The sequence below is a fragment of the Glaciecola sp. G7-5 genome, from assembly GCF_055808975.1.
Map to the genome: position 1 here is coordinate 1,160,849 of NZ_CM147892.1, position 25,671 is coordinate 1,186,519.

General features: G+C 39.2%; 24 protein-coding genes and 1 pseudogene. 12 read left to right on the forward strand and 13 right to left on the reverse strand.

The annotated features are described in order from the left end of the window. The first annotated feature begins 574 nt into the window (after positions 1-574). The 8 genes from AC0L6H_RS05105 to AC0L6H_RS05140 all read left to right on the forward strand — a co-directional run bounded on the left by AC0L6H_RS05105 (position 575) and on the right by AC0L6H_RS05140 (position 6,063). Positions 575-1,243: a site-specific integrase gene (locus AC0L6H_RS05105; protein ID WP_473392977.1), complete on the forward strand. Its 669-nt coding sequence runs from the start codon at positions 575-577 to the stop codon at positions 1,241-1,243. Positions 1,244-1,303: 60 nt separating this feature from the next. After that, a complete protein-coding gene (locus AC0L6H_RS05110) occupies positions 1,304-2,341 on the forward strand; it encodes a PDDEXK nuclease domain-containing protein (protein WP_473392979.1) in 1,038 nt (345 codons plus the stop codon). A gap of 462 nt (positions 2,342-2,803) precedes the next feature. Then, positions 2,804-3,307: a hypothetical protein gene (locus tag AC0L6H_RS05115; RefSeq protein ID WP_473392980.1), complete on the forward strand. Its 504-nt coding sequence runs from the start codon at positions 2,804-2,806 to the stop codon at positions 3,305-3,307. Positions 3,308-3,320: 13 nt separating this feature from the next. Next, the gene (locus tag AC0L6H_RS05120; RefSeq protein WP_473392981.1) at positions 3,321-3,743 is read left to right on the forward strand and encodes a DUF2513 domain-containing protein; all 423 of its coding nucleotides are present in this window, start codon (positions 3,321-3,323) and stop codon (positions 3,741-3,743) included. A gap of 5 nt (positions 3,744-3,748) precedes the next feature. Beyond that, positions 3,749-4,294 carry a hypothetical protein gene (locus AC0L6H_RS05125; protein ID WP_473392982.1) on the forward strand — a complete coding sequence of 182 codons (546 nt, stop codon included), beginning with the start codon at positions 3,749-3,751 and terminating at the stop codon, positions 4,292-4,294. Between the two features lie 3 nt (positions 4,295-4,297). Continuing rightward, positions 4,298-4,510 carry a hypothetical protein gene (locus AC0L6H_RS05130; protein WP_473392983.1) on the forward strand — a complete coding sequence of 71 codons (213 nt, stop codon included), beginning with the start codon at positions 4,298-4,300 and terminating at the stop codon, positions 4,508-4,510. 438 nt (positions 4,511-4,948) lie between these two features. Next, positions 4,949-5,419, forward strand: coding sequence for a hypothetical protein (locus AC0L6H_RS05135; RefSeq protein WP_473392985.1), 471 nt, complete (start codon positions 4,949-4,951; stop codon positions 5,417-5,419). Beyond that, complete coding sequence (locus AC0L6H_RS05140) at positions 5,410-6,063, forward strand: hypothetical protein (RefSeq protein ID WP_473392986.1); 654 nt, start codon at positions 5,410-5,412, stop codon at positions 6,061-6,063. Before AC0L6H_RS05135 ends, AC0L6H_RS05140 begins: the two co-directional genes overlap by 10 nt. An 870-nt stretch (positions 6,064-6,933) precedes the next feature. Here the strand turns inward: AC0L6H_RS05140 and AC0L6H_RS05145 are convergent. The 8 genes from AC0L6H_RS05145 to AC0L6H_RS05180 form a co-directional block, all read right to left on the reverse strand. Next, positions 6,934-8,118 carry an IS91 family transposase gene (locus AC0L6H_RS05145; protein ID WP_473392987.1) on the reverse strand — a complete coding sequence of 395 codons (1,185 nt, stop codon included), beginning with the start codon at positions 8,116-8,118 and terminating at the stop codon, positions 6,934-6,936. Positions 8,119-8,128: 10 nt separating this feature from the next. Continuing rightward, entirely contained in the window at positions 8,129-9,019 is an 891-nt protein-coding gene (locus tag AC0L6H_RS05150; RefSeq protein WP_473392988.1) for a tyrosine-type recombinase/integrase, read from the reverse strand. A 113-nt stretch (positions 9,020-9,132) separates the two neighbouring features. Then, positions 9,133-9,309: a hypothetical protein gene (locus tag AC0L6H_RS05155; RefSeq protein WP_473392989.1), complete on the reverse strand. Its 177-nt coding sequence runs from the start codon at positions 9,307-9,309 to the stop codon at positions 9,133-9,135. A 23-nt stretch (positions 9,310-9,332) separates the two neighbouring features. Then, positions 9,333-10,865 carry an IS66 family transposase gene (tnpC, locus tag AC0L6H_RS05160; RefSeq protein ID WP_473392990.1) on the reverse strand — a complete coding sequence of 511 codons (1,533 nt, stop codon included), beginning with the start codon at positions 10,863-10,865 and terminating at the stop codon, positions 9,333-9,335. A 94-nt stretch (positions 10,866-10,959) separates the two neighbouring features. Continuing rightward, a complete protein-coding gene (gene tnpB / locus AC0L6H_RS05165) occupies positions 10,960-11,307 on the reverse strand; it encodes an IS66 family insertion sequence element accessory protein TnpB (protein WP_473392991.1) in 348 nt (115 codons plus the stop codon). After that, positions 11,304-11,696 carry an IS66-like element accessory protein TnpA gene (gene tnpA / locus AC0L6H_RS05170; protein WP_473392992.1) on the reverse strand — a complete coding sequence of 131 codons (393 nt, stop codon included), beginning with the start codon at positions 11,694-11,696 and terminating at the stop codon, positions 11,304-11,306. The genes tnpB (AC0L6H_RS05165) and tnpA (AC0L6H_RS05170) overlap by 4 nt, the downstream gene beginning before the upstream one ends. Next, a complete protein-coding gene (locus AC0L6H_RS05175) occupies positions 11,650-12,567 on the reverse strand; it encodes a hypothetical protein (protein ID WP_473392993.1) in 918 nt (305 codons plus the stop codon). The genes tnpA (AC0L6H_RS05170) and AC0L6H_RS05175 overlap by 47 nt, the downstream gene beginning before the upstream one ends. Positions 12,568-12,958: 391 nt before the next feature. Then, a complete protein-coding gene (locus tag AC0L6H_RS05180) occupies positions 12,959-14,488 on the reverse strand; it encodes a site-specific integrase (protein WP_473392995.1) in 1,530 nt (509 codons plus the stop codon). A 273-nt stretch (positions 14,489-14,761) separates the two neighbouring features. Here AC0L6H_RS05180 and tnpA (AC0L6H_RS05185) point away from each other — a divergent pair, with 273 nt between their 5' ends. The 3 genes from tnpA (AC0L6H_RS05185) (at position 14,762) to tnpC (AC0L6H_RS05195) (ending at position 17,055) form a co-directional block, all read left to right on the forward strand. Continuing rightward, complete coding sequence (tnpA, locus tag AC0L6H_RS05185; RefSeq protein ID WP_473389192.1) at positions 14,762-15,076, forward strand: IS66 family insertion sequence element accessory protein TnpA; 315 nt, start codon at positions 14,762-14,764, stop codon at positions 15,074-15,076. Beyond that, on the forward strand, positions 15,073-15,423 hold the full coding sequence (gene tnpB, locus AC0L6H_RS05190) for an IS66 family insertion sequence element accessory protein TnpB (protein WP_473389191.1): 351 nt from the start codon (positions 15,073-15,075) through the stop codon (positions 15,421-15,423). The genes tnpA (AC0L6H_RS05185) and tnpB (AC0L6H_RS05190) overlap by 4 nt, the downstream gene beginning before the upstream one ends. Before the next feature lie 87 nt (positions 15,424-15,510). Then, entirely contained in the window at positions 15,511-17,055 is a 1,545-nt protein-coding gene (tnpC, locus tag AC0L6H_RS05195) for an IS66 family transposase (protein ID WP_473389190.1), read from the forward strand. Between the two features lie 545 nt (positions 17,056-17,600). On the opposite strand, the gene AC0L6H_RS05200 is transcribed toward tnpC (AC0L6H_RS05195), so the two are convergent. The 3 genes from AC0L6H_RS05200 to AC0L6H_RS05210 all read right to left on the reverse strand — a co-directional run bounded on the left by AC0L6H_RS05200 (position 17,601) and on the right by AC0L6H_RS05210 (position 19,993). After that, positions 17,601-17,774, reverse strand: a complete 174-nt coding sequence (locus AC0L6H_RS05200) for a hypothetical protein (protein ID WP_473392996.1) — start codon at positions 17,772-17,774, stop codon at positions 17,601-17,603. Positions 17,775-18,585: 811 nt separating this feature from the next. After that, complete coding sequence (locus AC0L6H_RS05205; protein WP_473392997.1) at positions 18,586-19,485, reverse strand: hypothetical protein; 900 nt, start codon at positions 19,483-19,485, stop codon at positions 18,586-18,588. After that, the gene (locus AC0L6H_RS05210) at positions 19,475-19,993 is read right to left on the reverse strand and encodes a sigma-70 RNA polymerase sigma factor region 4 domain-containing protein (protein ID WP_473392998.1); all 519 of its coding nucleotides are present in this window, start codon (positions 19,991-19,993) and stop codon (positions 19,475-19,477) included. The genes AC0L6H_RS05205 and AC0L6H_RS05210 overlap by 11 nt, the downstream gene beginning before the upstream one ends. A gap of 475 nt (positions 19,994-20,468) precedes the next feature. Here AC0L6H_RS05210 and AC0L6H_RS05215 point away from each other — a divergent pair, with 475 nt between their 5' ends. Further along, positions 20,469-22,265 (forward strand): SIR2 family protein, encoded by a 1,797-nt coding sequence (locus AC0L6H_RS05215; protein WP_473392999.1) that lies wholly within the window; start codon positions 20,469-20,471, stop codon positions 22,263-22,265. 183 nt (positions 22,266-22,448) lie between these two features. On the opposite strand, the pseudogene tnpC (AC0L6H_RS05220) reads toward AC0L6H_RS05215, so the two are convergent. Both tnpC (AC0L6H_RS05220) and AC0L6H_RS05225 read right to left on the reverse strand, forming a co-directional pair. Continuing rightward, positions 22,449-23,108 (reverse strand): annotated as a pseudogene (tnpC, locus tag AC0L6H_RS05220) (IS66 family transposase); the annotation flags it as partial. Positions 23,109-23,534: 426 nt separating this feature from the next. Further along, positions 23,535-25,460, reverse strand: a complete 1,926-nt coding sequence (locus AC0L6H_RS05225; protein ID WP_473393001.1) for a hypothetical protein — start codon at positions 25,458-25,460, stop codon at positions 23,535-23,537. Positions 25,461-25,671 lie beyond the last annotated feature (211 nt).

Sequence of the window (25,671 nt, forward strand, 5' to 3'; positions counted from 1 at the left end):
CGATACGCTAAATTTTTTCGCAATATGCGTTTCAAAAGTTGTGAAACGAATGAAGCCGATGCATAGCGGGGCTTTCGTGACGTTCTAGTCCCCCATATAAGTGTTGATTTGTTGTCAAAACTAAAGTAATTGGAACTGGGTTTTCAATCGAGCATGGATTTGCAAAAAATGCAGGCTAAGAAGCTTGTAAATGACTGAGTGCATCTTCTGTTTTCTGCCGCCAGTGAGTTCCAACTATAATATTGAGGGGGCATATTGGGGGAATATCAGACTGCCTAATGAAAGCTAAAAAGTCCGTTGATTGTATGATCATAAAGCCGCCGTGCCTCGGTTTTGTAGAAAAACAAATTGGTTTTAAAAGACAGCGGTCTTGCTAAAAATTACTTTCAGTTGCGTATTCCAATATTCCTCTGTCGGTCCGGTTTTGTTGATGCGAATACATAGTTCTGACATGCAAAGCATATTATAACGTGTCAATTAGTTCTATAAATAGAATTGACGCTGTTTAAAAAATATACTACTCTTCGTGTCAATACAGCTCATAATTGAGAAAATGACATAAAAGAGATAATAAATGCCTTTAGAAGTTACATTTTCTCAAGATGATATACAAACCATAATTGATGCAAATAATTCGCGTCAATTTGGCCCAAGAAACAAAGCGCTGATCATATGTGCGAGTTATTGGGGATTAGACAGAAAAGAGATTTGTCAGCTACCGTTAAATGCACTTATGTCGGAATCGGGTAGTTGGTATAAGCGTTGGGTGTTGCCTGCTGAGTTCAGTTTTAATGGCGAAAGTCGAGAGCTGTGCACTGCAGATCATGTTTTACCAGCTTTAGATAATTACGTTGATTGGCTCAAGTCTAAAAAAGTTGGAGGTAGTAATTTACACACTTACAGGCAATTAGACGATGAAATGAAGTTTATAGTGAACGATAACTATAAACCTTTTGCGTTAACGAAGCGCAAAAAACCACTGTCTGATGGTGGCGTAAGTTACCAAACAAGAGCACTGGACGATAAGTTGAAAGGCTTTATTCTAAATGCTGGAATTCAAGGTGCTAGGGTAAGTACGTTTAGAGATAGCTGGGTCAAAATGATGTATGACAATGGCTGCGGTTACAATGAGTTAAAAGCCGTATCAGGCATAAAAACGAAGTCAACTCTTGACGCTAAGATAAGGCCATTAGAAAGAGAGTTGCAACAAATTTTTAATAGCGTGTTTTCACGAATTAATTAGAAATAATTGCTATCGGATTTCGATGTGCCGCTTGTAAAATTTTAAAACAATAGGTTTTTGATGAAATTAACTACGAACACGAGTTACCAAGAATGGCTGAAAGAATTGGTAGAGGATGTTAAATCATCACAATACGAGGCCAGCGTCTCAGTTAACCAAAAGCTGATCAATCTTTATTGGCGTTTAGGCAACTCAATCATAAAGCAGCAGGCTTCACAAGGATGGGGAAGCAAAGTCATTGAACAACTAGCAAAAGATCTAAAGTCCGATTTCCCAAATATGAAAGGATTGTCACGTTCTAACTTGATGAACATGAGATCGTTTGCTCAAAATTGGCCTGATCTCAACACTAATTCAATTGTCCAACAGCTGTTGGACAAAATCCCTTGGGGACACAATATTGCTCTGATCGAGAAAATAAAAACTCAAGACGAAAGACTTTGGTACGCCACTGAAACTTTAAACAACGGATGGTCACGATCTGTTCTAATCCATCAAATTGAAGCTAAGTTGATAAAGCGCCAAGGCAAAGCCATCAACAATTTTGACAAAACACTACCAAAGCCTACCTCAGAACTTGCAATACAAACACTCAAAGACCCCTATCATTTAGAGTTTTTGGATGCCACTCGTGAGTCAAAAGAACGAGACATAGAAAATGCAATGATGAGTAAAATCACCAAGTTCTTACTCGAACTTGGCCAAGGCTTTGCCCTTGTCGGCCAACAATATAATCTGAACGTAGGTGGCGATGATTTCTTCATTGATTTACTCTTTTACCACCTAACCCTTAGATGTTATGTAGTTATTGAAATAAAGGCAGATAAATTAACTCCTAGTGACGTAGGGCAATTAGATTTCTACCTAGCTGCTGTAGATGGCGAACTGAAACGGGATAATGACTCTCCAACAATCGGACTTCTTTTATGTAAGGATCGCAATAAGGTTGTTGCAGAATACGCAGTACGCAATAAAACATCACCTATTGGAATAGCCGAATATAGGTTATCTGAAGAACTCCCTGGCGAACTAGAAAAGCAGCTCCCAACCATCGAAGAGATCGAGGTCAAGCTGGGTGATGAACTCAATGACGATTAGTGTAATTAAGTTAATAAAATATAGAAGGAATTAAGAAAGGATGAAAAACAAAAAAGGTGAGCGTTTAGGCTCTATTTTACTTTTCGTAATATTTTGTGTTTTGCCGACAATCCTAATGTATTTAGAACATGGTTGGATAACTGCCTTAGCAGTATTTCTTGTCACCCTAATGATTTCAGATACGTTTGACAAAGTTCGCGAGATTAGATCTCAGAGTAAGGAATAAAATCATGACGGAAGTTGCAGGTGGGATATTAATAGCGGCAATCGCTTATTCTGATTGTGTTGCCTCTTTCTTCTGCCGTATTGGGGCTGATGTTATCTCATATTTTAAATGCTTTCACCCCAACAGATGTTATTTCGGATACGGCCGTTAATGTTTGTATGTTTGTAGGATTTTGTATATCTGTAGCTCTACTCTATATATTTTGGCCTTAATATTTAACAAAGGAATGAATAACAATGTCTGAAGCTGAATATATAGAGTTCTCTGAAAAACTGAGAAAAGAATATTTCCTAATTAAAGCTAGTAAGTTTTGGTATATGCTGGGCGGTTTTATAGCGGCATTAGTGGCAACGGGTCTAATAACTTATGGAACAACCATAGCGGCAGCAAAAAAAATTATTCTAGATGAGGCTACTAAACAGAAAATTGAAGAGATTCATGAAGCACACACACAATCAGTAGCATTTATGAGCGAAATAGAAGCTATCAAAAAGAAATATTCTACGGAGCTTGCAGAGCTTGCCAAATACTATTCTTTAACTGATGAAATGTATGTTGAGTTGCCTAGTAAGCTTACGTTAGGTGAAGAAATAGTTATTAAAAATAGGGCAATCCCAAACTTGCTTATCGACGTCCAATGGTTGCCACGCAAAGAACCACAGAATGGCACCCTATTGCAAGTTCATCAACAAACTGGAAACAATGCCAAAGCTCACACTTGGATAATCGAAAAAAAGTAACGGAGGAAGTAACATGAAGCCTGACTTACAACTGCAATCTGACATATTAAGTGTCTTTATTAAGGCTGAAGCGGCGCATATTACGCTACCTTTTGTTCTGAATGAAGTAAAGACTGAACTTAAAGACGAAAAATTCTATTTTAATTATCAGTTGCTGGTTGAAAATTCACTAATTGGTGATGAGTATTTGAATTCAGGAGAGCTAGCAAAAGCCGGTGTTACACATTCTCTTTCGGGCCCAAGCATTATTGGAAACCAAAAGCTTCGCTTAACGCAAAGTGGACATGATTTTGCAACAGCGCTTAGCAATAGAGAAGTGCTTAATCGGCTCAAATCAGAGCTTAAAGATGCACCTTTCAAAGTAATATTCGATGGGTCTCAAAAACTTCTAACTCACTTTTTTAAAAAGAAGATTGATGATTTAACGAGGGAATAAACACAATGGATTCCACTACAATAGCAGAATATAAAGATATAGCTGAAGTGTTGAAGAATTTCGCTACCGCCATTGGAATACTGTTTGGCGGTGGTTGGGCACTTTGGAGATGGCAGTTTTCAGAAATACTGAGGCAGAAGAGGGAAGAAATCTCAATTGCAGGAGCTCTTGTAGCAGAAAACTATTTTGAGAATGAAGATTATTCTTTCATCAGGTTGATTGCATCATGGAAAAATAAATCAACACAACGTGTAGAGCTAGATTGCAAGTCTTGTTTCATTGAGATATTTGAAGTGAAAAAATCAGACTCTCATCAGTTTATTGATGTAGATATAGATTTAGGTACGCCTTTAGTAAGAATTTTTCCGATGGAACGTATTAAAAACTTTTACTTAGGCCCCAATACTGAAAGTATTTTAACTGAACACTTCTTTTTGCCTAATGATTCTATCTTCTTGGCAAGATGGACGTTGTGCAAGAAGCAGTCTACAGATGAAAAATGGCAAAGAGCTTGGTCTAAAACGAATGTCATTGATCTAACAAAGGAATAAACCGTGGACATTTTGCTAGCTTTTTTTACAGTCTTAGGTGGCATCGCTGCCATACATTATCTACATAAATGGGGTTATAAGAGTAAGGACTTCTGTGAATATCGGGACGTAAAACAGTCCAAAGAGCTGATTTGGGAAGTTATCAAAAAACCAGAAAACTGGAAGGATTGGATGTTTGGCACATGGAGATATGGTGATTTAGTAACCCTAAGCTAAAGAGTTTAAAAAGTATATATTAAGCAACTATGCTCTACAATTTAATATTTTCATGTAGAAGCTAGAATTTTAGATCGCAGGGACGTTTTGTGTGCCTTCCTATAATGTCATTTAGTCTGGTCTTACTTTGTTTTTCTCAAAAAGGCTAAGTTATTAATTTAACTATGGAAATTTTTTTACTTAGTTTTTAATAGAAAGCAGAAAGATCTCGTAAAAGTCAGATCTCCTTTTGCTTTTTTAATTATTTGAGGTTTTGATTGCAGTATAGTAAAAATACTTAATAAAATCAGAAAGTAAGTTCTGAAAGTGACGTAAATAGAAATCTGACCGAGTAGTTACATATACGATATGCTCGATAATAAGCGTTATAATTATTAGAAACTCAGCTGTCGTTTGATGGCTTATTTATAACTTTAATACCAAAAGGACTTGTAAAACATGCGTAATGAATTTGATGATGTCTATAAACATATTATAGATTCATACGAAGATGCTCGAGAATCTTCATCTTTTCAAAAAAGAACATATGTAGAAACTAAAAAACAGACTTCTTCGATAGTTTACGAGTTTGTTAACCACTACAAGGAGTCTGGTATCAATGTTCGTAATGATGCAATTCATTTTTTAATTATTAACTTACATCAATTAATTGCTCTCCCACTAGCACTAGAACACTCATTTGAACAGGATGTTTTTCATCGACTTTCTATTGATACTAAATCTATATTTAATGAAGCTATTAAGGTTTCTAGTCATAAGTTAAAATACAAAGAAAATGGAGTTGAATACAACAGAGAAACTAATGACTTAACTCTTACTGGTGGAGACATGTTGAAAGCTGTTGCTAATATTTATGATGATCTAAGTTTAAGCCAAGTTAAACTTTGGGGGGATAACTTATGTCTTTAAATGAAGATAATAGAGCAGCCTCAAGTTTAATGGCCAATTTAAGTGGTTTTATAATCACGGCTAATTTATCAATGTTGGCAATACTTGGTGCTTCATATGTTTTTGTTGCTGGAGATAACAACGAAACGACTACCACTTATAATATCTTATTAGGTGCAGCTTTTGTTTGTTTTGTTATGAGTATAATTGCCGGTGGAAAAGGTATTAATAATACAGCTACAGCTTTGTCTAATAGCTCATGGACAATTACGACTGCAACTAATAAATTCAATGCTCAAGCAATCCTTAGCTTATTAGGCGTTATGCTTTTTTTAATCGCATCGATATTTTGTATTGAAAACAAAGATAGTAAAAATAACGAACTTGTAGTCGTAATTTCTAGTCTTAACAACCAATTGAGTGAGCTTTCATACTCTATAAAAAGCACTCAAAAAAATGATGAAGATAATGTTAGAGAACTAGAGCTAAAGGTAAAGAACTTAGAACAAAAATTATTTAACATTACGCCAGCACAATATTGTGAGGTCATAGATACACAAATAGACGGGGGACAGTTATTTTGTCCCGACGGCTATATGTTTAAAGGTACTGAGAAACACCCTAGCAAGAATGGTACGTTAGACAAAATCATTTGTTGTAAATAAATATAACAAGTTAATCAAAAGGACAAAAAGCAGTTGGCTTTGTTCGTGCTTCACAAATTTTAGCCAATTATTTTCAGCTGGTTACAACGGCGTTAATGTCCGCTTTGCAGCGGTAGTTCAATCAAAAACCGGTTACCCTCAATGACCTCTTTTCGCCGCTCTTTAATTGATTTTGACGACAGTCGGTTAACTGCCCACAAGACCCAGTCAGGGCTTCAACTATCATCGTTAAAATGGATATTAAAATCTAGCGGAAAATTAGTAAACGTATGGAGTCTATAGGCTCTGAACGGCCTGACAGATTGCAAAAATAAAGCCGCACTGCTAATGTAATTGCGACAAAGTCATTCATTAATTAGACAGGCAGTTCCCTTGGTAATCAAAATAATCCATTCTATTTCACTGAATCAGCTTTGGTTATTAACCTCACTTCTAACCCAGAATTATTGGTGATTCTAGTTTCATATCTGTTTGAGTGAACATCAAAGAAATCAGACAGCTTTTTTAAGCCATAATTGCGAGTATCAAAGTCTGATTTGGTTAAGATTATCGGGTATCGGTCTCCCACACCTAAGCCCCTGTATTCTCTCTTCTGCACTAGACAGATAGCGGATAATTTCTCATGGTGGAAACCGCGGTGGGCTGCCTTCGATGTTTAACTATGGGGATTTCGATGTTAGGTCGGGTGTCGATGCGTGGTTTGGACGCTAAGCTTCTTTTTTCGGTGCACTGATGTAAGTCTTTTTTCATTTTTTGGGTTTCGTTGGTGCTCACTATTTGTCTTTATTTTCCGATTTTTAGGATATTTGCACTGTTTAGGCAGTACTTGCCCGTCATTACTTGTAAGTGATGACTTTTACTCGTTTCGCGCTACTTCTCATCTTTTGTAATAGGCGGCGCTCGTGGTAAATAAACAGGCTCACTTATCGCCATTATTTTTAGCGGTGAGTGGCATTTCCTGCATTCAAACGACGCGGGCTCATCATCCTTTTCACTTGGCTCAACAACCGGCTCAGGCTCTGCCATGTTCAGTAAGCGCCTTGCTTGTTTGAGTTTAACCGGACTCGCTAACAAACCATAATGGCGAATGCGATGGAAGCCATTGGGTAATACATGCAACATGAAACGCCTAATAAACTCTTGAGTATCGAGTTTCATTGTTTTATGCATATTGTTGCCTTTGCGCCGGTAGTCTTTATATGTGAAGCTCACGTGCTGCTTGTCCATACTTTGCAATCGACTGTTGGCGATGGCAACGCGGTGAGTGTAACGTGATAAATAGGCGAGCACTGCCTTGGGTCCAGCGAAGGGCTTTTTGGCGTACACTACCCATTCTCGTCCTTGCTGTTGCTTGGTCCATGCAGTGAACTTATTCGGTTTTTTAAAGCCAGTGATCTCAACCAATCCACTAAAGCATAGAAGTTGCTCGTCTTCATATAGTTGACGCACACCTTCCATGTATAGCCGACGAAATAGGCGAGATAATACTCTAACGGGTAAAAAGAAGCCTTTTTTGCTCGCTTGCCACTTCATTTTATCCAAGCTTATCCCCCCAGCTGGAACAATACAGTGTACATGCGGATGATGCGTCATTGCTGAGCCCCATGTATGCAATACCATGGTCATGCCAATATCCGCACCTAAGTGCCTTTTATCGCCCGCAATTGTGCTGAGCGTTTTAGAGGCGGCGTCAAACAACAACTTGTACAAAAGTGATTTGTTGTAAAACGCTAACTGCGCTACCTCGCTAGGAAGTGTGAATACTAAATGATAATAATCAACATCGAGTAATTGTTTCTGTCTTGCTTTGAGCCAGCGTTTAGCACTAGACGATTGGCACTTAGGACAATGGCGATTCCGGCACGAGTTATAGGCGATTAAATCAGTATCACACTTATCGCAATGCAACTGATGCCCACCCAACTGGGCGCTGCGACAACGTTCAATCGCCGACATCACTTTGAGTTGATTCAGGTTCACATGGCCTTGTTGTTTGGTTTTATAGTCGCCACCATAAAAACGAAACACATCGGCGACTTCCAATGAGAGACGCATGCTGGCCGACTCACGTTGCCTCGCTCGGCAGTAATGCTAATGCATCTAGGGGACTGCTCACTTCCCTAAGCAGTTTCGTCGCCACTTTTGTATAACGTGCAGTGGTATCTAGCCGCTCATGACCAAGCAAAGTTTGAATGATCCTGATATCCACGTTCGCTTCTAACAAGTGTGTCGCGTAGCTGTGACGCAGCGTATGCATCGATACACGTTTATCGAGCCCTGCATCTAACGCAGCTGCCTTTAACCCTCTGCGCAATTGGCGTGTGGAGAGATGATTAAATGGTTGTTGACCTGGAAACAGCCAACCCCCTTTTAACATTAAACGATTGGCATTAGCATATCGCCACCACGCTCGCAGTTGCACCAATAACACCGGTGAAAGCATCGCCATTCTATCTTTTTTCCCTTTGCCTTGTTCTATACGCAGCACCATTCGTTGGCTATCTATATCAGATACTTTAAGTGATACCACTTCACTGATGCGCAAACCTGCCCCATAAGCGACCGACAAAGCGGTTCGGTATTTGATATTACTCGCAGCAGTCAACAGACGCTTCACATCTTGCACACTCAATACATATGGCAACTTACGGGGCACTGGCACGCTGCTGATTTTGCGCAGCGCATCAGGACGATCAAGTGTTTTATGAAATAAGAAATGTAAACCTGATAGGGTCGAATTGATCGTTGTGGGCGTAGCGCCTTGATGGCCCATGTCAATTTGAAATTCGCGCAACTCATCAGCCGTAGCATCTTCAGGCGAGCGTTTCAGATACTCTGCTAGCCTTTTCACGGCTCGAATATAGCCGATTTGGGTTTTAGGATTGAGTTTTCGCATGCACATATCTTCTATCATTCTTTGACGAAGTGGGCTGATATGTTCGTTAGTTGTAGTCATGATCTGACTCCTAAGTAAGGTCAGGGCAAAAGCGCCCTTACTTAGCTTAGTTGCGGATCAGAAGTGTTTGCTTAGATAAGATGTCGATGCGGCCAATACTACCGCGTAGCGGTTTAGTCCATGATACGTTTAAGGTACTTTCCAATATCTCCTAGTTTCGCCCAGCCGGCATCATTACGATAGTTTTGCCATGCTTGGTGCATTAAGCGCCATAGTTCGCGTTCGAGATCTTGCATCAATGGTACGCGTACGCCCATTACATATTGCTGAATCTTATTTTTAGTGTCCACTAGTTTTAAGTGGACACTAGTTTTTAGAGGGCGTCAGTTTCTGAGGTGGTGTTGAGATCAATATTCCACGGCAACAACTCATCGAGCTTATTAATCGGATGCTGTCCAATACGTTTTAATACTGCTGTTAGGTATTTTCTAGGGTTAATGCCATTCAGGTTCGCTGTGCTGATGATAGAATACAGCACAGCTGCGCGTTTTCCACCTGCTGCTGAGCCAGCAAATAAATAATTTTTACGTCCAAGTGCAATTGGCCGCAAGGATCTCTCCGCCGTGTTGTTGTCGATGGCCGCATGTCCATCTTGCACATACGCGTTGAGTCCTTCCCATTGTTTCAAGGTGTAATTGACGGCTTTAGATATCGCCGAGCCTTTGGACAAGGTACGCAAGGTCGTTTGCAACCACTCGTAAAACGTATCGAGTATGGGTGTGGCTTGTTGTATTCGTATTTGTTGGCGACTATCGGGTGGTTGACCTTTGATACTTTTTTCAATCGTATATAAAGATTGGATGAACGCGATAGCGTTGTCGGCGATTGGCGAAGGACCTGATTCAGTAATCTCAACGAATTTGCGCCTGGCATGTGCCCAACACGCTACGAACGTGACATCTCTGCGGTATACATCATTGTAACCCGCATAAGCATCCGCTTGCATACTGCCGGTAAAATCTTTGAGGTGGGCACTGGGGTGCACACTTTTTCTATCTTCACTGTATTGTAGCCATACCGCAGGCGGTGCATCTTCGCCCCAAGGTCGACCATCGCGCACATACGTCCAATACCGGCCTATTTGTGTGCGTCCTTTACCAGGTGATAATGTGGGAGCGGTCGTGTCATCGCCATGAATATGTTTAGCCTGTTTCACATAGTTGCCAATAGCATCGGCCAGTGGTGTTAATAAATAGCTACTTTTACCAACCCAATCACACAGTGTTGAGCGTTCAATATCAATCTCTTCACGCTCCATTTTCTGCGATTGACGATATAAGGGCTGGTGGTCTAGGTATTTATCTAACAGCACTTGCCCAATCAAGGCAGCACTGGCGAAGCCTTTTGGAATAACACGCTGGGGAGCATCCCCTTGCACCATCTTTTGACAGCAAGGGCAGCTAAACTTAGGGCGGATTATTTTAAGTACCCGATAGGACGCGGGCACTACATCTAATATCTCAGAGATATCCTCACCCACATGCGTTAATTCACCTTCGCAATCTGGACAAGCGTGAGGGGCTTCAACATGGGTTTCTTCACGAGGCAGATGCTTTGGTAACTGCTTACGACGACGAGGCGTGGCTTTTTCTGTTGGCTCACCCAAGTCAAGCTCAGGGAGTTCAGCCGCGTGTATCTCTAATTCTTCAAGTTGCAATTCAAGCTGGTGAATTTGTTTATCCATTTGCTCAGAAGAACGGCCGAAACGACTGCGTTTCATCACCGCTAATTGATGACGCAAGGTCGCAATCAAGGTCTCTTGAGAATCAAGTTTTGCCTGCATTTGAGCCACCATCTTTTGCAAGAGTTTAGGATCAGTTGGCATCGGAGAAGTGGTCGTTTTCATGGCCTGAATTATACTATAAAAGTAACACTAACTCATTGATTAAATGCGTATATTCAGTACTTTTTCTCATTATATCGACAGCCTTTCAGCCCAGTTAAGCTGCATGCTCGGGACGAGGTCTTCGCGCGGGCGGACGCCAATCTATACCTTCCAATAATAATGCTAATTCCGACTGTGTTAAGTGTACTGTCCCACTATTTGCACTCGGCCAAATAAATCGGCCTTGCTCTAATCGTTTGTAGTACAAACACAAGCCTTGTCCATCCCACCACAGCAACTTAAGCCTATCCCCACGACGACCCCGAAACACAAACACATGACCACTAAATGGATCCCTCTTTAGTACATGTTGCACTAACGCTGACAAACCATCAAAGCCCTTACGCATATCAGTGTGTCCCGCACATAACCAGACCTGTAAATCATGCGATAAGGTGATCACAACATCGCCGCCACTAGTTGCTTTAGCAACTCAGGATTATCTTGGTGTAATTGCAAGCGATGACCTTTAGCGAACTCAAGTGTTACAATGGCCGATGTTTGGGGTTGGACTTGCTGCACAGGGTCCCGCTGACTTACCGTAACAGGTAAAAATGTCGGTGTTTGTACCGGTAACTTCGTCAGCGTTTGTTGACCGTTGGCAACACGCACCCACCGTACTTGATTGAGTTCCACTTCCCTTATCCAGCGAAACACCTGATTGGCATTCACATCGTATTTGCGAGCGATAGTAGAAATTGACGCTTGTTTAGCGTTAGCTTCTTTGACAATATTGAATTTATGCTCAGGCGTAAATATGCGCCGAGGCTTGTTTTGATTGCCATCTTTCATCAACAATTATCCTTTTTAAGTGGCTGAAAAGAATAGGATGGCAAATATGAGGTGAAAAAGTAGATGCCGTTACCGTACGCTTACGTCTTTGTAACTTTCGAACCCAGTCTTTTGAAGGCTCTTTGATTGGGCTTTGCCCTGTGTTGCCATTATGTTCTAGTACATTAATATCGCTGCCTTCTTTAGTGGTTAATATATCGTTTTTCTCATTCGTCGTCTTTTTCGGCGATTTAGAGAGAGATAAGTTTATAGTTTGAATATCTGTAAGTATCCATGATAAATCTTTAGCAAGGGCCTTATTCTTAGCATCAGAATCACCACTTTTTAGTTTAGTTAATAACTCAAGCACTTCATCTACTTTGCAGAAGTCTAAGTTTACTTGGATAGTTTTGAGTGCTTCGTCTGGCGGTAGAGGCCTTTCGAGAGCCTTTCTTATATTTATAGCTATTTTTGAATATTCTTCGGTTGACGAAGAGTGAAGAATAGCTGTCAGGAACAGCGCTTTTATTATTTTAATTTGAACTTCAAAACCGACTTTCTCTGGCATTAATAAAAAAGCGGCATAAGGATATTTGGCTTTATTGCCATGAAGAGGGCTTTTGTTGCTCAAAAATCTAGCTACTGGAACAGGCCCTGAGTCTGGATTTAGGACACTGCGAATTGCGTCAAGATACTTTTTTCTAGTTTCCTCTATTTCTTTGTTATCAGTAAATTCAAATTTGAATAGATGCGATAATTGTTTTGCCAACTTCAGGCGAGCTGGGAAGCTCTCATCTAAACCGAGTTTACTTTCCAAGTGTTCTAAAAGTACCTCGTGTTCTGGTGAGTACAGTGAAAATTTTCTGTCGAATGCTTGGATTCTATTTGTCATACGCTTTCTCGTTTTAAGTCTAAAGATAGAAGTGTATTAAATGCAACTATGAAAAATAGTAGGAAGGGTGGAGAGCCGAATAATAGTTATTAAAACTGACAGGAGATTTGGTTTTTGAGTTACTATTTCTTTGAATACAGATTCGCAGGAAGTAGTAAAAGTGACATTACAGTGATTTTTAATTTTTTCCAACTGCATGATTTTTAAAGGCAAAATATGCATTGTCAAATTTGAACGTTTCACTTTATCCTTAGCTGACACAAAACGATTTTTTTTGAATTTTTGCGCTATGTCACTTTTCGTTAAAAGTGAAACAATGTTTATTTTAATGATTTGAATAAAAAAGCGAGCTGGTTAAATACAAACTTATTAGCTTATGACCTGCTTAGTTTCACCAAGTGAGGTGTTTATCCATTTCATTCTTAAGTACTAGCATTGAAATATCATCTACATTTGAATAAACCCCTAGCGTGACCTCATCATCCTGTGCATGGCCAACAATGCGTTTAACAAGGTGCTTTTGTGCGCCTTTCTCTATACATGCCCTAATCATCGTATGCCGAAAGCAATGAAAAACAACATTACTGTAGTTTTTGTCTTCGCTTTCTTTGTCTATACCAATATTTTTTAATACCGTCCGATTAAACCAACGACTAATAGTCGTACCCCAACCGTCTTTGCAAGGCCTCCTTTTTCTTATTTGATAAAATAAAAATTCGACGTTCAACGCTTTTAGTCTCTCAATATAGTGCAATAAACCGAGAGAGATAAGCTTTTCAGTGATTGGAACAAGGCGGTTTGACGAGATAGTCTTCGTGTTTTGCTGTCTTAAATCGAAACACCAGATGTTGTCAATTATCTTAATGTCAACAAGTCGCAAATCTGCGATTTCATTTAGTCTCATCCCAGTATACAGAGCTAACGGTAGAAACCATTTAGCATCATCACGAAAATACTTAGCTTCATTAGCGCTCTTGCACTGGTATGTTAAGATTTTTTGGATTTCTAAGTGACTAAAAGCTCGTCTTTTGACTGTCCTTGCATTGCTAACCATCGTTACGTCACAAAAAGGGTTGCTATGAATCCCATCAACATTATTGCTCAGCCAATTATAAAATGAGCGGTAGTGTGACAAATAGTGATTGATAGTTTTGGCACCTAAAAACTGTTTTCCATTGCCACTACCTCTGGTTGTTTTCTTACCCATAAGCGCCACTTTAACCTGTTGTACATGCGCTTTTTGAAAACATCGGCAGTCGAAGTCAGGAGATATTACGGAATGCAAAAATGCAAATTTAGCCTTATAGCTCAGTATTGTTTTTGATGAAACTGTCCGGTTTAACTCTTCAACAAATATTTTGGTTTGCGCTCCTAACGAAAACCGTTTCATCAGGTGCATACTTTCAGTGTCACTTACCTGAGTAGTTGAAACAGCTGAATTGGGGATATTTTGTAGGCTACCTTTTGAGAGAAGCTGCTGAAACAATTGGGATTGAAAAGTTAGTTGCGTCTTGAGAGATTCTACTTCGGTTACAAGTTTTTCGAGTATAGTTTTATGTGAATTATTAGCTAACATGCTTGTTACGTCGTCATCATTGTATCTGAATTCCATATGTTCAAATGGACGATTAGATGGTTTATTATTTATTTTTTCGTTGTGGTAATGTGTTTCACGGTGACAACCATTCGATACTTTCTCGTTGATATTTTTTGTAGAAGCTTTGATTAAGAGCTGATTAAAAATGTCACTAATAGCTTTTAATGGACTCATCTGAGACTTTTCACCATTGCTACCTTTCATAACCGCTTCAAGATGATCAAGAATAAGCACTATGAGATTGCTAGCAAGTACAATAGCTTTGCAGTACTCACTTGTTCGTAAAGAACGAACAAAATACTTTTGATTAGGACTTGTAGTCATTATTCCTAATGATTGAATGCGTATTCTAAAATAGTAGTTTTTGGATTGCTTGAATTTATATAGGTAAATTGCCATATATAGGCTCAGATGGATGTAGTGAAATGTCAGTTAATAACGGCCTTATTTGGAAGACCTAAAGAGCTCATCAAAAAGAAAAAGTCACATAAAAGTATACGGGCAGGTGTATTGAATGTAACCGTAGCCCAAACCCCGTCTACTGCCAAGTGATTTAGCATCGCATAATGTTCTCTTTGATAATTCATAGAGGACACCATGCGAAGAAAACGCCAAACCAAAAAAGAATGGAAAGCCACGTTAGAAGCCCAAAAAGCCAGTGGCTTAACAGCACCCGAATATTGCGCCAAGCATAAGATCCACCTGCAAACGTTTTACGCCAGAAAAAGCGATATTCTAAAACCGTCGTCCAAACCCAATCCTAAGGCATGGGTAAAAGTGACCAAAGATAAGTCGCTGTCGACAGCGACATCGCCTCAACTCACGTTACAATATCAAGGCGTCGTGATTAACGTGCTGCATTCACCGGAGCCAAGTTGGTTAACAGAAGTCGTTAAAGGCCTCGCTTCATGAAGATGTTTGTCGAGCCTAACGATATTTATTTGCACACCGGCTTCGTGGATTTCCGCAAAAGCATCAATGGCCTATTAGTGATCATCGAATGTGAGCTTGAGTTGTCACCATTTGATGATGCGATGTTTATCTTTTGCAATAAAAAACAAGACAAACTCAAAATCGTCTATTGGGATAAAACGGGCTTTGCCATGTGGTACAAAGTGCTGCAAAAAAATCGGTTTAAGTGGCCTAAATTAAACGACATGAGTCACCTCAGGTTAAGCGAACAACAGCTCACTTGGCTGCTAGGAGGCTATGATGTAATTGGGCACAGCACGCTTCATTACACATCCATGGGCTTATAACTTAGGATCATAAAAACAATTTATTGATCACGATTTAATCTACATAAAATCCGTTATTTAGGAGAGCATTGAGGTAAAATATAGGGCATGAAAAAAGCCCCGAACACACTGCCTACTGACGTCGCTGCCTTGCAAGAGATGGTACTTAAGTTGCGTGAGCAAAACCAAGCATTAAATGCGAAGAACCAGCGTTTAACTGAGATGTTTCGCTTAGCGCAGCAAAAACGCTTTGGCAAAAGCAGTGATACTTTCCCTGGGCAAGGTGAGCTATTTAACGAAGCAGAAGAGATTGTTGAGCAAGCGGACGAAGCTGGGGCCGATAACAGCGAAACAATCACCTATACTCGCCGTAAAAAACGAGCTGAGAAGATAGCCGATGACATCCCTCGTGAGCGCGTTATTCATGATATCGCTGATGAAGATAAGTTCTGCGACTGCTGTGAGCATCCGCTGCATCAAATTGGTGAAGACACCAATGAAAAAATCGAGTTTATCCCTGCCCAAATCAAAGTGATTGTGAATGTAAGACCGAAATACGCTTGTAAAGCGTGCGAGCAACAAGGCACTCACAATCGCATTAAACAAGCCCCTGTACCGCCAAGTATTATTCCTAAAGGCTATGCCACACCCAGCTTAATATCGCAAATCATTACCAGTAAATATCAATATGGCTTACCGCTTTATCGGTTAGAAAGTATGTTTGCCCAATATGGCATTGAGCTGTGCCGGCAAACCATGTCAAAGTGGATGATAAAAAGTGGCAATATCTTCGAAATCTTATACGACATGATGCGGCGAATATTATTGGAGCAACCGGTTATCTTTAGTGATGACACCACTGTCAAAGTCGTGGGCGATAATAAGGCAAAATCTTACATGTGGCTATATGGCTGCGGGGCGGACTCGCCTGCCGGTAAAATAGTGGATAGCGATATTCCCAATATTGTGCTGTTTGATTACAACAGTGGTCGAGGCGGCCAAGTAATAGTGGACTACTTAGACGGTTACAATGGCTACATGCATGCTGACGGCTACCCTGGTTATCATAAAACACAAGCGACCATTATCGGCTGCTGGGCACATGCTAGACGCAAGTTCACTGACGCGCAAAAAGCAATGGGCAAAAACAAAAGTGGCAAAATCAATTGGGCGATTAACCACATTAAAAAGCTATACCGCGTGGAGACGCTCATCAAAGATAAAACCATCGATGAGCGCTATCACATTCGCCAAGAGCAAAGCCTGCCATTGCTTGATGAGTTTAAAGCATGGCTCATTCAATCTAAAAGCCAAGTGTTAGGGCAAACGGATTTAAGCGACGCCATTCAATATTGTTTAAATCAATGGGAAAAGCTTGAGCGCTATACGCTTGATGGACGCCTCAGCATCGACAATAATCGCGCCGAGCGCTCAATAAAACCCTTCGTGAATGGCAGAAAAGCTTGGCTGTTCTCACAAACTGCAAACGGTGCAAAAGCGAGCGCTATACTCTATTCCATCGTAGAGAGCGCCAAAGCCAATGGGCTTGTGCCTTACGATTACATCACCCATTTACTCGAAGCCTTTACATGTCCTGAGCCTGACATCGAGCAATTACTGCCTTGGAATGTTAAGTTAGGTGACGGTCTTTAGGCGACGGTTACTATTGAATCTTTGTATATTATAAATCCAGAAGCCGCCCAGCCCTGGAAAGTAAGTTTCCGTACACTCGCTTAACTTAAAATTTGTATTTTCCATTGCCAATTAATATAAGAACTCATTGGGCCGCTTAGTTTAAGAGGTGCGGTCGTTGACTTTTAAAGCAATCACCCGGCATTTAATGAGTTGTTTGTCGCTTTAATTGACCGGTGGACTGAATCAACCTACTTTGATTAAAAAATAGCATTCAAGGCTTCTTACGCTCCTTACGCTCCTTTATATGCATTAGAAGGAGTCGAATACCTACTATAGAAAAAAATACAACTGCTAATACAGGTAACCATAAACCACTGTGATGAATGTATTGCAAACAGTCAAAAAGGCTATCCAAATCTTTCACCCGTCTTTCTCACTATTGTATTATTTTATTGGTGCTCTTTAAAAAAAGAATCATTATAAAGTAAAAACCAAAATCTATTGGGTTTTCGTCAGCATAATTGAAGAGAAGTGCGTTTTGAATAAGTACTTTCAGTTAGCTTCTAGTCACTCATTTTAGAGACAAGTTCTTCATGATCTTTTTGAACATCTGTTTCACAATTTTCTTTGGCCAATAAACTAATCAACTTCCTCTCTCTGCATTCAGAGTGCCAAGCGGCAATAACGATAATGGTCAATATGAACAGGCATATTGCGCTAAATATGACTATAGGCATAAATCGAACTCTTTCTTTTGGTTGCTTTATTACTATACGTTTCATGTCAAAATACGCAATTAAATCGTTTTATATTGATTTCAGGTTAATTAAGAAATGCTACAACTTCTTTTTAAAAATTTAGAGTATGTGAGTTTACGTTCGACCAGAACATATATCATTATTCTAGCTCAAAAGCATGCGCTGAGGACCGTTGTTGCCCATCGAATATTCTGTTAAAGTTATTTATTGATTGTTTTGATGAAAAGAGAAAAATGCATGGCAGTGTCAAAGATATGCGGAAGTGAAATAGCTGGTAAAAATACACTACGCTATATGCTCGTTTTCTCATCGCAACCTTAAGGCGGCTTTTAATTGACCAGTGTTTACTATGACAAGCGTTTATCTGAAGCAACATATAGTCACAACTTCCCCATTCTTGTTTCATATCGAGTTCGTAAGCAAGCTTGATAAATATTTTGGTGAGTTTCACTTGAAGATGATCGTGCGACTAGTGTCCTTTTCAAAGTGGCAGTACTTTACAGATCAGCATTCGTCAAAATCAAGAATACACAAGGACGAGATTTTTTAAATATCTGTTCATTTTGAAATCAATATACGATGGTAAGGAGGCAATATTGAGCGCTTTGACAGCAATACGCATGGGTTTAATGGCAATAATTCCGGTTGTGGGGATTATTATATTAAAACCATCTAAAAACGGTTTATGCGTCCAAGGCAGAGTTCCTTAAACAGTGTCACCCCATCAATGAATTAACACTGTTTAAGCATCTAGCGGCTAAAAAGAAACCATTTCAGACTGAGTAATTAATTAGTTGAAGTTTGATTTTCGTTTTAAAAAATCCAATTTTTTATAATCTTCAAAAAACTCTAATTCTTCAAATGTTATTTCCACTGCTAAATTAGATAACCTCGCTTTTAATTCATCTAAATATTTTTCGTCTTGAGAAACGTGATAATAAATTTGAGTTTCTTTTTTAATGTCCTTGTGAAACCAACTAATTACCGTCAGTATGTTACCGTGGTCGAAACAGGTAAAAGATTGTATTTTTACAAAATCACATCTTTTTTTAAGCTTAGATGATATTTCTCGGAAACTGGAAGATTTGTGAAGTCCAAACAAGGGAGACGGGTTTTGGTGATTATCGTAAGGGAAAAGGCCAACCGCATCATAAATAGTTTCATCTGAGCCTAGTACCACAGTGTAAGGAGATTTGGTAGCATCCAGAATATCTGTATAGGCCACATATCTAGAGAGCCACATATCATATAAAGTTTCAATATCTGAATTAAAAAAAGGGTTGCCATAGAAAATAGTATAGAAATTATTCTTACTCGTACATCTATTTATAGCTACTAGCGTCTTGGTATCAAACACTCCGTGATTTATGTCTTTACCAGCATATAAAAAAGGAATGTATTGAAGGACAAAGTGCCTATTTTTTTCTATAAAAATATTCGTTCGACCATCAAAAAAGTCTACGTCAAAATGGGTTTTAGGATTGAATACTTTATCTGCAAACGGCAATAAGTTACTCGTATCAGGTGCTTTCGTCATTATTTCGGTCCCGAATGCCTTTACATCTGCTCCTCTTTCAGCAAAAAACGGTTGTATTATTTTTAATAGTTCACCATAAACTGAAAACGAACTAAACAAAAACTGCTCATCTATCATGATCGGGATATAATTTACTTTTAGCTTAAGCGACATTGATAGACTCCTTTAGCGCAGCTTTAAATTCTTTTACTATCATTTGTTGCCTCCGAGTTTTAAGTGTTGAAGTGGCATTCCCTATACCGAATACTCGATCGTCGATAATAGCGCGGTCTCTTAATTTAAGGTCACCATAAAGCTCAATCAGATTGTTCAGATATGATTCAAATACGATATGGTCTTCCAATGTTGAGGGATGAACTAGAGCAAATAGGAAATCTTCAGCCTCAGATGAAGTGCACATGTCAACTAAGTGAGTCTCATGATTTCTGCGTTGCTTTCTTTTACTGAATACTTTGTAGCACTCCCAATGCGCATACCTCATGCAATAAGCATGATAATTCTGAGTCAAATCTGCGCCCTTTAAAGCAACGCTATAATTTATCAAAAGTATTTGGAGAAGGTCATCAAACTCTTCATCTCGTTGATATCTACTTTTGGCCTCTCTTACAATATGCTCAATTTTGGATTTAAAAATTGCTTCTCGTTGTTTACTTAGTTTCACTGTCTATCCTTCTTCTTGGTTTGAAAGTTAATTCAATACCAAAATATCATTGAATAGAAAGCGCGCTACTTTCTGCAAGATACTGAATAATATATAAATAATTTTTAAACTGGGCTAGCTAGCCTTGGTATGGAGTCAAAGCTTACGATTATTTCAACTTCTTCGGGGGTTGATTAGATAGATATCACTGGGTTTAATCATATTGTTGAATAAGACAAATAATTAACCATAATTAGGCAGTAACATATATAAGAATTGTTAATACGAAAAGCCATTTCACAGGTTGCGTTTCACAAGTTGTGAAATTGGCTGATCCATCGTATGGTCAAGCTTTAACGATTACTAGTGTGTACAAGTGTTGGTGTATTTAACTAAGAGGCGTCTAGTAAACTAGTGGCGATTCAATGATCATTGCTTCTGACAGTATAATTTAGAATAATGTCAATTGGCTATTGACTAAATATATGGATTGCAAATGTCTAACAGTGAATTGTTGGAGAGACTTTACGAAAACCGAAATAGTATTGTTCCTGTCTTAGGGGCTGGCGTTTCAGTACCTTTAGGCCTTCCTAATTGGACTACTTTGGTTGATGCCCTAAGAGATGAAGTCACTGAAAGAAATCAGAATGTATACAATTTTAAATCTTCCGATCTGATTGGAAGAATGTCAGAGATGCAAAAGGAATTAGGTGACATAACCTTTACGGCAAGCATTAGACGCCAACTTAATCTTATTCCTTCAGTAACAACAAAGACATTGCTTGCGTTAGCTAAGGCCCCGATTAACAAAATTATCACTCTGAATCTTGATTGTGCATTAGAAAATACCAAAGCGTTAATTGGCTCACCGTTTTTAAATGGTCAGGTCTTAGCTGGAAATCAAGGAGCAAATATAGAAAGGTTTGTAGAAGACAACGATGCAAAGCTATTGAAACTCCATGGAACTATAGTTGATCCAAATACTTGGATAATGTCTTCCGAAGATTATGTCGCGGCTTACGAGGAAGGTTACGGGAAATTGGCTTTTCTAACTAGTAGCTCTAAAATACCTCTGTTTATCGGATGCAGTTTAACTGATCTTTACATGAATGAGGCGCTTAAACGCTACGGCAATTTCGGTTGTAAAATGTCTTATGCAATCTTGAGTGCCGAAAATCACAAGACTATAGAGCCGCAATTGTTCAGAGAATTGGGCGTTTATCCTTTATACATCGAAAATTATTCTCAAATTCCTGAATTGATATATCAAATTTTTGAAATCGAGACCCTTACAGTTGAATCGCAAAAAGATTTAAATGGGATTGAATTTAGAAGTTACGCCGGAGCCAAGTTTGAACCACTTCCAAATGAAGACAGTAAAGATAAATTTGGAATCCAAAGAAACATCTGTAATGCTTTAGATTTAGCCCCCATAAATGTAGTTGTTGGGAAAAGTAAATATAGAAAAACAGGAACGAAAAAAAGCTATATCGACGCCATATGTCACTTAAACAAAAGTGAGGAAAGCAATGAAAAGTTAATAAATATTTTATCGGTGATCAAAATGTACCCTGATGTTTTGTTCGATGAGGTTTTAAATGATATTTTGCTTTCAGCTTCACGAACAGACACTTATCAGCTTTTGACAAAAGTCCAAGAATCTTTCAACGAAGAGCCTTACTTCCAAAAAATATTTAATAAATATTTGGCAAATTTGGATATGGTGAATTTAGAGTATCCAGTCAGAAAAAATGTTTCTAGAATTTTAGCTAACCATCTAAATCATCCAGCCGTTGCTGTAGAGGACAAAGAAGTTTGTACAATCTGTATCGACGAGCTAGAAGTATTTCAATATCTCCTAACTAATCATCAAGTAGGAATATTTCTACAAAATGATAAACTGCTCAGTAAAACGCGACTATATCCATATACTCTTGGAAAGGAGCACCAGATAGATACTATCCTCGAAGCAGTGAACAAGCATTTTCCTAGGGAAGGAGAGGAATGGAGGTTGCCAACAGTTGAAGAATGGCGAAAACTTGCTCATTTCGAAGAACAAAATTGGCCGTGGGGAGAATGCAGTCCAGATTTAAAAGAACACGCACACTTGTATTTCGACAAATGTGGAAGAATAGCGCAACACCCTATAGATGTTGGATTGTTTCCAAAGGGCCGATCTATAGAAGGCTTATTTGATTTAGTAGGAAATGTCTTCGAATTGGCGAGTGCCTCTGGCGGTACCTTTCGACTAATGGGGGTGTTATCAAACGAAATTGCACCTTCTGAAATCTGATTATACACACTCCTTCAAGAATGATGGCAAGAACGAAAACAACATTGGAATAAGGCCCGTAAGAACCATTTCGAGTGGTGAGACGCAATAGCGCACTTACTTGATCATTTTGAATATATATTCTTTAAAAATTATTCGTAAGCGTCTAGCGATACCACCTAGTCCGCTGCTTGGTTCCATGTGTAGCAGTTTATGGACCTCTTCGTCATCTTGGCTAATGTGCGTCAGCACATACATCAAGTAGTCGAACGGCGTCAGTCCGTTCGCTTTTGCAGTTTCAATCATGCTGTAGAGTATAGCGCTGGCGTCAGCGCCTTTTGCAGTGTTGCTAAACAACCAATTTCTGCCAATCACGAACGGTTTTATCGCTCTCTCTGCACGGTTGTTGTCGATACTTAATCGGCCATCGCATGGGTAAACGGTGAGTTTATCCCATTGATTTAAGCAATACATCACCGCCTCGCCCAGCTTTGTTTTGGGTAAGACGGATTGCTCTGATTTAATTAACCATGTTTTAAATTGAGCGAGTAGCGGTAATGCTTTTTCTTGGCGAATGGCATAGCGCTCATCAATGGATTTATCTTTAATCAGGATTTCTATGCGATATAGCTTTTGAATATGATTAAGCGCCCAGTCTGCTTTGCCGCTTGGTTTTTTGCCTTGTGCGGTCTTGGCTTCTGTGAATTTGCGCCTGGCATGTACCCAGCAGCCCACTAATGTGGTTTGAGTTTGCTCATAGCCAGCATAGCCATCAACTTGTAGATAGCCTAAGTAACCTCGCAGGTAATCCACCGCGCACTGGCCTGCGCGACTCATATTGTAGTCATACAGCACGATATTAGGGAAGTTCACACACTAGCTTAATGTGACATTCCATGGTGCAAGTTTCTCGGGGTCATTCTCGCCATGCATTATTTTGTCTATCACGTGCATTAGCCAAGGTGACTCTGGGGTAGATACACTGCTGCCATGGAGCCAAGCAACTGACTTGGTGGTATCGCTAGACGCTTACCCTTATTCTCTATCGTTGTTTAATATTAGCTCGCCATCCTTGTTGATAAGACAAACTCGAATAACATTTTTGCGAGATCGATACCGATTACTTTAGACTTTTGCATCTTATAGACTCATTTTTTTGACGACAGCACGTTAGCTAATTAGTATGTACGAGTCCTTACGTCGCTTTCTTAAGTAATACAAATATAGGGCCACCTGCTTAAAGTAAACGGTGCACCCCAAAGCATAAATAAGACGGATTAATGTTGAATTTTATTTGCATTCTATTTGGCGAGGTTTAAATGATAATTCATTTGATTTCACAGAAAGTTCCCCATCTTCATATGTTATTCTCCTTGTAATGTGACGTGCTAAATCTCTGTATGCGAAAAAGACAGATTGCGAAGAGTTCGCATCAAGCATTCCTGTGGTGTGGTTTGGAAAAAAGTTTGATTGAGTGATTATAGCCTGGCAGCTATTGTCAGTATTTATTTTTAGGTTATTGTTAACAAAATGTTTATAGACTGAACAAGGGTAAAGCTCATTCTGTTTTCCTTCAACATCACAATCAGGTGAAAGAAGATCAGATCTAATCGAAGCTCTTACATAAACTACTTTTACCTTGCCATTTCCAGAAACGAAGCCATCAGCATATCCGGTTACTTCGCCAACGAATATATTTTCCTCAGCACTATATGGATTGAGTTTTTTAGGCAGCCCATCAAACTTCAATGTCAGTCCATGTTCGTGCTCAAGTTTTTTAATTAGACTATTCAAAGCTACTAACTCGCCATAGCCAGTTCCGTCAACATCCAACTGCTCTGTATCAATAATAACTATATTATTAACCCCTCGAACAATTAGTGAATAAGCACCTAAATTTTCACTATGCCCGCCGTCACTAAGATAAATGTCTGTAGATTCACTATTTTTCTCGAACCCATCAAGATAGTAAAGGGGCCAAGGAAGTAGAGCATGGAGCGTTCGGTTTGACGCTTTAGGGTTGTAATTAGGAATACTTTCTCCTAATGATAGATTCAAAAGATGCAATCCACCAGCCCCAAGGTTCCTCCAAAAAATGTTATTTTCGTTACTAAACATTTGAGTATCTAAAGCTGCTCCCGAGACGGCTACTGCCTTTGAAACAATAAAATCATCAAAAGCTTCACTTGCATAACCATATTCACCTGAGCCAAACCCGAAAGGTGTGATTTCAAATATCGATTCAGCGATCTTGGGTTTTGCACTATTCATCCAGTAGACCGAGTTAAATACACCAGAAGTGCTGTTAATGATCCATAAAGGGGTACGACTACATACTCCTTGTTTACTCTGCAATTTGCTGCATTTCGACCAGTTGTCTTTTGTAAAAGACTCAAGGTCAGCAAATGTAAGTTCTTTTACTCCAATATTATTTAATAGCGGTAGTCCAGAATCGTTAACAAACGTTTTATTTCGAACAGATGAATAAGACAAATCTGTTGGAACCTGACCAAACGTTCTCTCAAGACCTATTCGGTAAATCCCTTTCATTCCAGATTGATTAACCCCCCAATCAAACAGGGTATTTCCAATGTGATGTGGCACTAAGCTTAGCGCATGAGTAGCGATGTATGTAGTCCATTCGATGCCCCTATAAGCGAGTGCGTAGTCAATACCATCTTGAAAATAAAATAAGATGTCACCTTGTTGGTTTAAATGATTTTGAAAGCGGTACTGGTATGAGAATCGGTTGTTTTGGGACCCACATGCATCATAAAACTTATTTTCCGTGTCTTTAAAAATAGGAATGTCAGAGTTTGGATAGCAATCGTCAAATAGCATGCTATACGAAAACGGAACTTTGTGTTCATCAGCGTAATACAAGTTATTGATATACCAATACCCAGCGTAGCCACCGCCCGAAACCGTTGATATAAAATCGGCTTGTTGAAGCACGTTATTATCGAACAGGCCTGCCAGCGCACCAACTGAAAAAGTAGATGAGCGGACACCTCCTCCAGAAAGACTTATGCCTAAAGAGTAATTGGCGCCCTGAGAAATTTCTGTTTTGAATAACCTCGTTTTATCATCTAGAGAGTAATCTGAAACGCGCCCATTTCGCTCAGTAAGGTCTTTAATGGTATGTATTGACGAACAGCCTGACAATATAATTAGCAGGGCTGTTACGACTAAATGTGGCTTTATTGCTGTTATCATTGCTCATCCTAATTACTAGTTGTATTCACTATGTGCTATCCAAATATTTTACTTATGTAGATTTGCATGTTTTATTCTAAAATTAGAAACTCTGAATATTATTAGCAGGTTAATCAGATCCTGTGACAACTTTTATGCTACAGTTAGAAGTCTCTTTGTCGCTCGATTTCATCTTTTTTAACAATACATGATTAATTCCCGCTTCGTAAAC

Bases quoted from the DNA above. Each gene is read 5' to 3' on its own strand.
- AC0L6H_RS05105 (WP_473392977.1), top strand. From the start codon at position 575: ATGCCTTTAGAAGTTACATTTTCTCAAGATGATATACAAACCATAATT.
- AC0L6H_RS05110 (WP_473392979.1), top strand. From the start codon at position 1,304: ATGAAATTAACTACGAACACGAGTTACCAAGAATGGCTGAAAGAATTG.
- AC0L6H_RS05115 (WP_473392980.1), top strand. From the start codon at position 2,804: ATGTCTGAAGCTGAATATATAGAGTTCTCTGAAAAACTGAGAAAAGAA.
- AC0L6H_RS05120 (WP_473392981.1), top strand. From the start codon at position 3,321: ATGAAGCCTGACTTACAACTGCAATCTGACATATTAAGTGTCTTTATT.
- AC0L6H_RS05125 (WP_473392982.1), top strand. From the start codon at position 3,749: ATGGATTCCACTACAATAGCAGAATATAAAGATATAGCTGAAGTGTTG.
- AC0L6H_RS05135 (WP_473392985.1), top strand. From the start codon at position 4,949: ATGCGTAATGAATTTGATGATGTCTATAAACATATTATAGATTCATAC.
- AC0L6H_RS05140 (WP_473392986.1), top strand. From the start codon at position 5,410: ATGTCTTTAAATGAAGATAATAGAGCAGCCTCAAGTTTAATGGCCAAT.
- AC0L6H_RS05145 (WP_473392987.1), bottom strand. From the start codon at position 8,118: ATGCGTCTCTCATTGGAAGTCGCCGATGTGTTTCGTTTTTATGGTGGC.
- AC0L6H_RS05150 (WP_473392988.1), bottom strand. From the start codon at position 9,019: ATGACTACAACTAACGAACATATCAGCCCACTTCGTCAAAGAATGATA.
- tnpC (WP_473392990.1), bottom strand. From the start codon at position 10,865: ATGAAAACGACCACTTCTCCGATGCCAACTGATCCTAAACTCTTGCAA.
- tnpA (WP_473392992.1), bottom strand. From the start codon at position 11,696: ATGAAAGATGGCAATCAAAACAAGCCTCGGCGCATATTTACGCCTGAG.
- AC0L6H_RS05175 (WP_473392993.1), bottom strand. From the start codon at position 12,567: ATGACAAATAGAATCCAAGCATTCGACAGAAAATTTTCACTGTACTCA.
- AC0L6H_RS05180 (WP_473392995.1), bottom strand. From the start codon at position 14,488: ATGACTACAAGTCCTAATCAAAAGTATTTTGTTCGTTCTTTACGAACA.
- tnpA (WP_473389192.1), top strand. From the start codon at position 14,762: ATGCGAAGAAAACGCCAAACCAAAAAAGAATGGAAAGCCACGTTAGAA.
- tnpB (WP_473389191.1), top strand. From the start codon at position 15,073: ATGAAGATGTTTGTCGAGCCTAACGATATTTATTTGCACACCGGCTTC.
- tnpC (WP_473389190.1), top strand. From the start codon at position 15,511: ATGAAAAAAGCCCCGAACACACTGCCTACTGACGTCGCTGCCTTGCAA.
- AC0L6H_RS05200 (WP_473392996.1), bottom strand. From the start codon at position 17,774: ATGCCTATAGTCATATTTAGCGCAATATGCCTGTTCATATTGACCATT.
- AC0L6H_RS05205 (WP_473392997.1), bottom strand. From the start codon at position 19,485: ATGTCGCTTAAGCTAAAAGTAAATTATATCCCGATCATGATAGATGAG.
- AC0L6H_RS05215 (WP_473392999.1), top strand. From the start codon at position 20,469: ATGTCTAACAGTGAATTGTTGGAGAGACTTTACGAAAACCGAAATAGT.
- AC0L6H_RS05225 (WP_473393001.1), bottom strand. From the start codon at position 25,460: ATGATAACAGCAATAAAGCCACATTTAGTCGTAACAGCCCTGCTAATT.